General features: G+C 48.3%; 7 protein-coding genes and 1 pseudogene. 5 read left to right on the forward strand and 3 right to left on the reverse strand.

The window, feature by feature from the left end; translation table 11 throughout:
- Window positions 1-116: 116 nt before the first annotated feature.
- Window positions 117-317, forward strand: a pseudogene (locus tag Q1A40_RS22615) (hypothetical protein); the annotation flags it as partial.
- A gap of 71 nt (window positions 318-388) precedes the next feature.
- On the opposite strand, the gene malM reads toward Q1A40_RS22615, so the two are convergent.
- The 3 genes from malM to malK form a co-directional block, all read right to left on the reverse strand.
- The gene (gene malM / locus Q1A40_RS22620) at window positions 389-1,294 is read right to left on the reverse strand and encodes a maltose operon protein MalM (protein WP_300005982.1); all 906 of its coding nucleotides are present in this window, start codon (window positions 1,292-1,294) and stop codon (window positions 389-391) included.
- 121 nt (window positions 1,295-1,415) lie between these two features.
- A complete protein-coding gene (locus Q1A40_RS22625; RefSeq protein ID WP_300005985.1) occupies window positions 1,416-2,705 on the reverse strand; it encodes a maltoporin in 1,290 nt (429 codons plus the stop codon).
- 67 nt (window positions 2,706-2,772) lie between these two features.
- Window positions 2,773-3,882, reverse strand: coding sequence for a maltose/maltodextrin ABC transporter ATP-binding protein MalK (malK, locus tag Q1A40_RS22630; protein WP_300005987.1), 1,110 nt, complete (start codon window positions 3,880-3,882; stop codon window positions 2,773-2,775).
- A 54-nt stretch (window positions 3,883-3,936) separates the two neighbouring features.
- Here malK and Q1A40_RS22635 point away from each other — a divergent pair, with 54 nt between their 5' ends.
- From Q1A40_RS22635 to malG, 4 genes are all read left to right on the forward strand, one after another.
- Window positions 3,937-4,146: a hypothetical protein gene (locus tag Q1A40_RS22635; RefSeq protein ID WP_300005990.1), complete on the forward strand. Its 210-nt coding sequence runs from the start codon at window positions 3,937-3,939 to the stop codon at window positions 4,144-4,146.
- Between the two features lie 465 nt (window positions 4,147-4,611).
- Window positions 4,612-5,826, forward strand: a complete 1,215-nt coding sequence (gene malE / locus Q1A40_RS22640) for a maltose/maltodextrin ABC transporter substrate-binding protein MalE (protein ID WP_300005993.1) — start codon at window positions 4,612-4,614, stop codon at window positions 5,824-5,826.
- 161 nt (window positions 5,827-5,987) lie between these two features.
- Window positions 5,988-7,565: a maltose ABC transporter permease MalF gene (malF, locus tag Q1A40_RS22645; RefSeq protein ID WP_300005995.1), complete on the forward strand. Its 1,578-nt coding sequence runs from the start codon at window positions 5,988-5,990 to the stop codon at window positions 7,563-7,565.
- Between the two features lie 13 nt (window positions 7,566-7,578).
- Window positions 7,579-8,469, forward strand: a complete 891-nt coding sequence (gene malG / locus Q1A40_RS22650) for a maltose ABC transporter permease MalG (RefSeq protein WP_300005997.1) — start codon at window positions 7,579-7,581, stop codon at window positions 8,467-8,469.
- Window positions 8,470-8,632 lie beyond the last annotated feature (163 nt).

The following is an 8,632-nucleotide window of genomic DNA, read 5'->3' on the forward strand; positions in this document are numbered from 1 at the left end:
GCTTAAAATACACGCATAGGTAAAGGGGAAGGATTTCGTCATAATATCTCCTGGCGAGAGAGCGTGGAATGCATACCTGTTTTCCTCAACCAAAAGAAGTTGGTTATGAGTTCTGTATTAAGCGGTGGATACGACCGATGTCAGGATTTAAATCATTTCGTTGGACACAGACGTTACTGGCTGGAATTGAGTTAATCCATATGCTATACAAAGGGCAGTATAAAGATTCGCAGGGGAATGAGCTGTTAGTGGCAGAACAACAGGACGTTGAGGCTGAAAAACAGGCTGCACAGTTTTTGCTGACTGACTGCCAATAACGCGACAGAATCACAAAAAAAGGTGCGCGAAAGCGCACCAGTCATAGAGCCATACTTGGCAGTTTGGGATGTTACCCCTTGCCTTTTACACTGCCAATAAAGGTTTCTCGGGCTGTGGTTGAACCCAAACTCTCTGCTTCGTTTAACAATTTCAGAGCCTTATCGACATCACCGGCTTTCACGGCGTCTTTAATCGCCCGATTAAAGTAGTTTTCAGTTTCGCTCAGCACCGGGGCTGCGGGTTTGGTCGGAGTCGGGCTGGCGACAGGCTGAGTGGTATTACCCACTACCACGGGGGCTGCAGCAGGGGCGGATTGTGTCAGGCCAATCATAATATTGCCCATGGCCTGTTCCGCGACGACTTTAATTTTTAAATCCCCGGTTTGGGTATGTCTGGCAACAGGATCGGGAATATTCGGTACCGCATTACCCACACCCATGGCATAGGCTTTGGCCGGTGCCAGTAAGGTAGTGCTTTTTGCCAGCTCATCGCGGGTGGTATACACCAGCAGATAAATTTGTTTCTGGCCCAGCGCTGGGGTGAGTTTCATAACTCCCTGTAGCCGGTCACTCACCATAATGCCCGCTTTCTCATAGGTGAAATAGCTTGCCGGGTAATAGGCCGCAGGGCGCATTTGTTCATCTAACACCAGGACACTGGGGGCAAAAAGTGTGTTATCAGCCACCAGACTACTAAGGGTGATTTCGAGGGAGCCACGATCGGCTGGCAGGGCAAAGGCACCGACAGCTCCATCAATATTTCCTTGAGCGATATGCGGGCTGTTGGTTGTCAGTTTAACGTCTTGCGTTACTGGTGGGATTAATGGCTGCCAGGAAAGCTGTTGCAGTGTGGCGATATTGATGGTGGGTGCAACAGAAACATTGGCCGGAGAGATTGTTTCAGTTGCTTGTACTGCCAGAGGTGTGCTCACCCCCATTGCCAGTACCAGGCAGAGTGTCAGAAGATTTTTTTTCATTATTATACCCTTATACATGGAGCGTCGGCGCTAACGTTACCCAGGCAAGGTTGGCAAAGTGAGCAAATCCGTCGTCATCAAAAGAGAGCAGCCGTTCCTGAGAACGGCTGCGTCACTGCTGTTACCACCAGGCTTCGAACTGTGCACCGAAGGTAAATTCGTTATCTTTACCGCGGCTGTCAGTGCCAATGGTGCCATTTTGCGCTACGCCGAGTGAAGGTGAGCCTTCTACATTGTTATAGCCCCATTTCTCATTCCAGTCAGCATAGGTGACAAACACACGGATGGCCGGACGAGACCAGATACTGTCGCCAGCCTGCCATTGCTGGGCCAGGGTGATTTTGTACTGATCGTTACGAGCACCGGTACGTTGGGACTTGACGTTGTCGTAGCCCACTTCCATCAGGGTGCTCATGATATTGCTCCATTTATACATTGGACGCACGCCCGCGGTGTACCAAGTGGTGCCGTTGCCGTTGTCCCGGTCGATATCCTGATACATACCGACATACATCAGGTCCCACTTATCTGCAAGGCTAATCGCACCGTGGTCAAGAACACGGATCATATGGCCGTTGTTATTAATGCTGGCGCCTTCAGGGCGACCGTTGTTGGCAGAACTCATGGCGTCAGTGGCGTACTGAACGGCAAATTTGTTAAAGCCACCCAACATACTTTGGGTATGTTCTGCGGTCAGCATCACGCCATCTTTTGAGGCGCCCGGTGCTAACGAATAGTGTTCTGCAGTATTGGCGCGACCGTAGTCGACACCAAATTCGAGTGAGCCGCCTGGGTTAGTTTCTAACTCTGCCAAACGGACGTCGTAGACATCACTGATGGTGTAAGGCGCATCTTTAAGTTCATTATTAATCCAGGAACTTGAACCGCCCGATTCGGAGTTACGAGTAACCGCCAGAGATAATTTACCGAAGCCCAGATCAACGTTTTCTAAACCTGCACCCGGGCCTGAAATATCCCAGTAGTAGAAGTCAATCATATGGACATCATGGCGCTGATAGAAACGTTTACCTGCCCAGATTGTAGAGCCTGGCAGGGCATCGATAAGATCTTTGCCCTGGACATTCAGTTCACGGAAGCCCGGCGTAGTACTTTCCCAGTCGCCCCGGCTATTATCAATACCATAGGCGACGTTAGTGTCGAGGAAGAAGCTCTTATTACCTTCTTTCCACAGTTCCTGGCCTAATTTAATTTCGGCATAAGTATCACATTCGTTACCCAGACGGTACTTGCTGGATGCGCCTGTGGTTTTAAAGCATTTTTGGTCACCACCACTTCCGGTCCAGCCAATGCCAGAACGTCCGTAGCCGTGGAATTCGAGAGCCATAGCTTGAGTGGAAAGGACACCAGCGGCAACAGCCAGTGCTATAGGTAATTTGCGCAGAGTTATCATCAGTCATCTCCTGTTATATTTGCCAGTTGGCGTATGTGCCTGACATTATTCGTTAGCGAACGTCTGACTAGACGCCCAGCTCCTGATACAGTCGCTTACAGGCCGAACCATCTTCACGGAACAGATGGCAGCGGTGCGGCGGCAATCCGATAGAAAATGTTGCACCTTCCTCTACCAGCACTACGTCATTCTGGCGATAAACCAGGTTCTGACGTATTGCCAGAATTTGGATATGAATTTGAGTTTCATTACCCAGTTGCTCTACAACTTGGATCTCGCCTTCCAGCGTGACCTCTGAAGCGCTGCTTGGCAGCAGATGTTCCGGACGGATACCCAATGACATATTGGCTCCGACCTGAACCTGAGTTCCTTCCACGGGCAACCAGACTAGCTGGCGATTAGGTAGCTCAACCTGAACCTGATGAGGCTCAGCGGCCGTCACTTTCACCGGTAAGAAATTCATTTTTGGTGAGCCAATAAAGCCCGCAACAAAACGGTTGGCGGGGTAGTGGTAGAGTTCTAATGGCTTACCAACTTGCGCAATATTTCCGGCATCCAGTACGACAATTTTGTCAGCCAGGGTCATGGCTTCGACCTGATCGTGGGTGACGTAAATCATGGTCCGTTGCAGACGTTTATGAAGCCGCGAGATCTCAATACGCATCTGCACTCTTAGCGCGGCATCCAGGTTAGAAAGCGGTTCATCAAGCAAAAACACATCGGGTTCTGCAACCAGAGTACGGCCAATTGCCACACGCTGACGCTGGCCACCGGATAATGCTTTTGGCCTTCTGTCCAGTAAGTGGGCGAGTTGCAGTACTTCAGCCACTTGATTCACTTTTTGATTAATTTCTGCTTTTTTCACCCCGGCCAGTTTCAGACCGAAAGACATGTTTTCAGCTACAGACAAATGGGGATAAAGCGCATATGACTGAAACACCATGCCAATACCGCGTTCAGATGGCGGTACTTCATTCATGCGTTTACCACCAATCAACAACTCACCGGAGGTGATATCCTCAAGACCGGCGATCATGCGTAGCAGCGTCGATTTTCCGCATCCTGATGGTCCGACAAACACCACAAACTCACCGTCATCGATTTCCAGATTGATATCTTTGGAAATCACAGCCTCGCCAAAGGCCTTATAAACGCCGCTTAGCGTTACATTAGCCATCTGTTACTCCTCCGCTTTCGCGAACCACTTTTGATATGAACCAGACTGAAGAAAATGGCGGAAGAAAATCCCGATATGACCCATCGTTCACTTCCAGCCGCTGATGACTCTCTTGCTGCGCGTCGTACCGCCATGCGTTCGCAAGGTTGCCCCGGACGACGTCGCGACCTGAGTATAGAGCGACATACGGGTTATTGCTTCAGCGCCCTGACTGACGGGGTAATCATTAACGGAACCACATTTTCTTTGGTGGTGTTTCAATGAGGGTGATAGTGCGGGAGTGGCGGCTACAGGTAATCATCCACGATATGACTTTTCATGGGGGGAGGAGACGGGAGGATGAAAGGACAGTCTTTAAGGGTAGTCGTTCAAGGGTGAGTAGAAATTCGTGATCCTAAGCACAAAATTAAACCTGCATTGTTGTGCCTTACAGCACAGAACAGGCCACAGTGTTAACTGGGTCACAATAACTTGCCTGGGGGCGTAGAGAGGGGGGGGATGATGGGAAATCGCATCTGACTCAATATGATGGCGTAATGTTTATGCTGTGTAATAAATTGCACTATAGTCAATATGATAAATTTCTTGTAGCTCAATCTATTGCAACGCTGCCATGCCCGCCTCGCTGAGTGACTCATAGCAACACCCGTCTGAAAACAGACAGAGCATTTATAGCTAGTGATTCACGAGAAAGTCGGTACCCACAAAATTGGATAAAAGGATTGGATTATGACTCGCAGTTTCAAAAAATCCGGCATTGGTAAGACCGCACGTGTTTTGGCTCTTTCGGCACTCACTTCGCTCGTGCTCTCCTCCTCTGCGTTTGCCAAAATTGAAGAAGGTAAACTGGTTATCTGGATCAACGGTGATAAAGGCTATAATGGACTGGCTGAGGTCGGTAAGAAATTCGAGCAAGATACGGGCATTAAAGTTACTGTCGAACACCCTGATAAGCTGGAAGAGAAATATCCACAAGTGGCTGCGACAGGTGATGGTCCGGACATTATATTTTGGGCGCATGACCGTTTTGGTGGTTATGCAGAATCTGGCTTACTGGCAGAAATTCATCCTTCAAAAGCCTTCCAGGAAAAACTGTTTCCATTCACTTGGGACGCAGTCCGCTTTAACGGCAAGCTGATCGGTTATCCGATTGCGGTTGAAGCCCTGTCGCTGATTTATAATAAAGATTTAATCAAAGAAGCACCGAAAACATGGGAAGAAATTCCGGCACTCGATAAAACTCTGCAAGCCAAGGGCAAGAGCGCCATCATGTGGAACTTACAAGAACCCTATTTCACCTGGCCACTTATCGCTGCTGACGGCGGTTATGCCTTCAAATATGAGAACGGGGTTTATGATGTGAAAAATGTCGGCGTGAATAATGCTGGTGCGAAAGCCGGTCTGCAATTCCTGGTCGATATGGTAAAAAATAAACAAATCAGTGCGGATACCGATTATTCCATTGCTGAAGCTGCCTTTAATAAAGGTGATACAGCGATGACCATCAATGGTCCTTGGGCATGGAGCAACCTGGATAAAAGTAAAATCAATTATGGCGTAACAGTACTCCCTACTTTCCATGGTCAACACTCTAAACCTTTCGTCGGGGTACTGACAGCGGGTATTAATGCCGCCAGCCCGAACAAAGAACTGGCGACCGAGTTCCTGGAAAACTATCTGTTAACCGATCAAGGCCTGGCGGATGTCAATAAAGACAAACCACTGGGTGCAGTAGCGCTGATTTCTTATCAGGAGCAGCTGGCAAAAGATCCGCGCATTGCGGCAACCATGGAAAACGCCAAATATGGTGAGATCATGCCGAATATTCCACAAATGGCGGCCTTCTGGTATGCCACTCGCAGTGCGGTGTTAAACGCAATCAGTGGTCGCCAAACCGTTGAGGCAGCACTGGATGATGCTGCTGCGCGTATCATTAAAGAGTAAATCTTTCTGGCCTCGGGGTACGGTAAGCTGTGCCCCGACAAGACTGAGTTAACCAAACGCGACATACAGAATAGCCTGATCAAGGCACGCCACAGGGATGAGTAACGAGAGCAGCTAGTATAGCTGTAATTTCAAGTACAAAGAGTATGAAAGGGACCATTATGCAGTTATCCCATTCCGAGTTTCAAAGCCGTAAAAAGAAAATTGCCTGGTGGCAGAGCGATACGCTTAAATGGGCGGTTATCGGCGCATTAAGTTTATTCACCTGCTATTTGATCATGTTGATGTATGCTCAGGGTGAATATCTTTTTGCCATAGTGACACTCATTCTGGCGAGTCTGGGGCTGTATGTTTTTGCGAATCGTCGTGCCTATGCCTGGCGTTATGTCTATCCCGGTATTGCTGGGATGGGACTATTTGTACTATTCCCTCTGATTTGTACCATTGCTATTGCCTTTACCAACTACAGCAGTACTAACCAGTTAACTTTTGAGCGCGCGCAATCAGTATTAATGGACCGGCAGTTCCAGACCGGACAGACCTTTTCCTTTGGTCTTTATCCTGATGTTGATCAATGGCGTTTACAGCTCATATCACCCGATAACCACAACGTCTTTATTTCCGAACCTTTCAATTTAAATGAAGGGGGCGAACAAAAATTAACGCTCGCACCAGCGACTGAAGAACAAACCGGTGAGCGTGCCTCGCTAAGAGTGATTACTCAAAACCGCCAGGCCCTTAATGGACTGGTCGCCAGTTTGCCGGATGGCAGTGAACTACGAATGAGTTCATTGCGCCAGTTTGCCGAGGCCAGCCCGCTGTATACCCTGGGTGAAGATGGTCAGGAGTTGATTAATAATCAAACGCGCGTTGTCTATCGACCAAATATGGACAGTGGCTTCTATCAGGCCATCAATGCCCAGGGACAGTGGGAAAATGAGAAACTCAGCCCCGGGTTCACTATCACCATTGGCTGGAAAAACTTCATGCGGGTGCTGCAAGATGAAGGTATCCAGAAGCCATTTATCTCTATCTTTGTCTGGACCATTATTTTCTCGGTACTGAGTGTTATTTTCACCGTTGCGGTCGGAATGGTATTAGCCTGCCTGGTTCAGTGGGAGGCACTTAAAGGTAAAGCCGTCTATCGTGTATTACTGATCCTGCCTTATGCGGTACCGGCATTTATTTCAATCTTGATTTTCAAAGGGTTATTCAACCAAAGTTTTGGTGAAGTTAACGTAATGCTCAACCAATTATTTGGTATTAAACCCGAATGGTTTAGCGATCCTTTTACTGCTAAGAGCATGGTGTTAATTGTCAATACCTGGCTTGGGTATCCCTATATGATGATTTTGTGCATGGGGTTACTAAAAGCGATTCCTGATGATTTATATGAAGCTTCGGCGATGGACGGTGCCGGGCCATTCCAGAACTTTACCCGTATTACTTTCCCGTTGCTGATAAAACCGCTGATACCGCTGATGATTGCCAGCTTCGCTTTCAACTTTAATAACTTTGTATTGATTCAGTTATTAACGCAAGGTGGCCCGGATATGATTGGTACCAGTACACCAGCGGGTTATACCGATTTACTGGTCAACTATACCTATCGCGTTGCCTTTGAGGGGGGCGGTGGACAGGACTTTGGTTTGGCTGCCGCGATTGCCACACTGATTTTCATTCTGGTAGGCGCTCTGGCGTTACTGAATTTGAAAGCCAGCAAAATGAATTTTGACTAAGGAGGAGATGCAGATGGCCATGGTTAAACCGAAATCCCAGCGTTTGCGTCTGTTCGGAACCCATCTTTTGATGTGGTGTTTTATTGCAATGATTATGTTCCCGCTGCTGATGGTTATCGCTATTTCGTTGCGGCCTGGTAACTTTGCCACCGGTAATCTTATTCCCGATCAAATTTCCTGGGAACACTGGAAACTGGCCTTAGGTTTCAGTGTGACTCATGCTGATGGCTCAGTGACTCCGCCGCCGTTCCCGGTTTTATTGTGGCTGTGGAACTCGGTTAAAATTGCCGTTATCACGTCGGTAGGAATTGTTGCGCTGTCGACAACCTGTGCTTATGCCTTTGCCCGTATGCGTTTTCAGGGAAAAAACACCTTGCTGAAAAGCATGCTGATTTTCCAGATGTTCCCTGCTGTGTTGTCACTGGTTGCGTTGTATGCCTTGTTCGATCGTATTGGCCAGTATATGCCGTTTATTGGTTTGAACACCCATGGTGGCGTTATCTTCGCTTATCTGGGCGGTATTGCTTTGTATGTCTGGACGATTAAAGGCTACTTTGAAACCATTGATAGTTCACTGGAAGAAGCGGCTGCGTTGGATGGTGCGACACCCTGGCAAGCTTTCAGATTGGTGCTGTTACCCTTATCAGTACCGATTTTAGCGGTCGTCTTTATTCTGTCATTTATTGCTGCTATTACTGAAGTTCCGGTCGCGTCACTGCTTTTACGTGATGTTGAAAGTTACACCCTGGGCGTTGGGATGCAACAATACCTTAATCCGCAGAACTATTTGTGGGGGGATTTTGCCGCCGCTGCGGTACTGTCCGCGATCCCCATTACTGCTGTTTTCCTGCTGGCACAACGCTGGTTAGTCGGGGGATTAACTGCCGGGGGTGTGAAAGGCTAACGATTTCTTGTTTCATTATACCACTGCTAACTTTGTATTATTTTCCTTATGGTTCTGTGTCTTTAGGGCGGCCTTTATGGCCGCCGTTTTTATGGTGCGCCGGGCATGGCGCGTAGCGCCTTGAACGGCGCTGTCCGTTGACCGTGGTGGTTAACAGATGACT

Source organism: uncultured Cedecea sp., from assembly GCF_947498825.1.
GTDB lineage: Bacteria > Pseudomonadota > Gammaproteobacteria > Enterobacterales > Enterobacteriaceae > JGM124.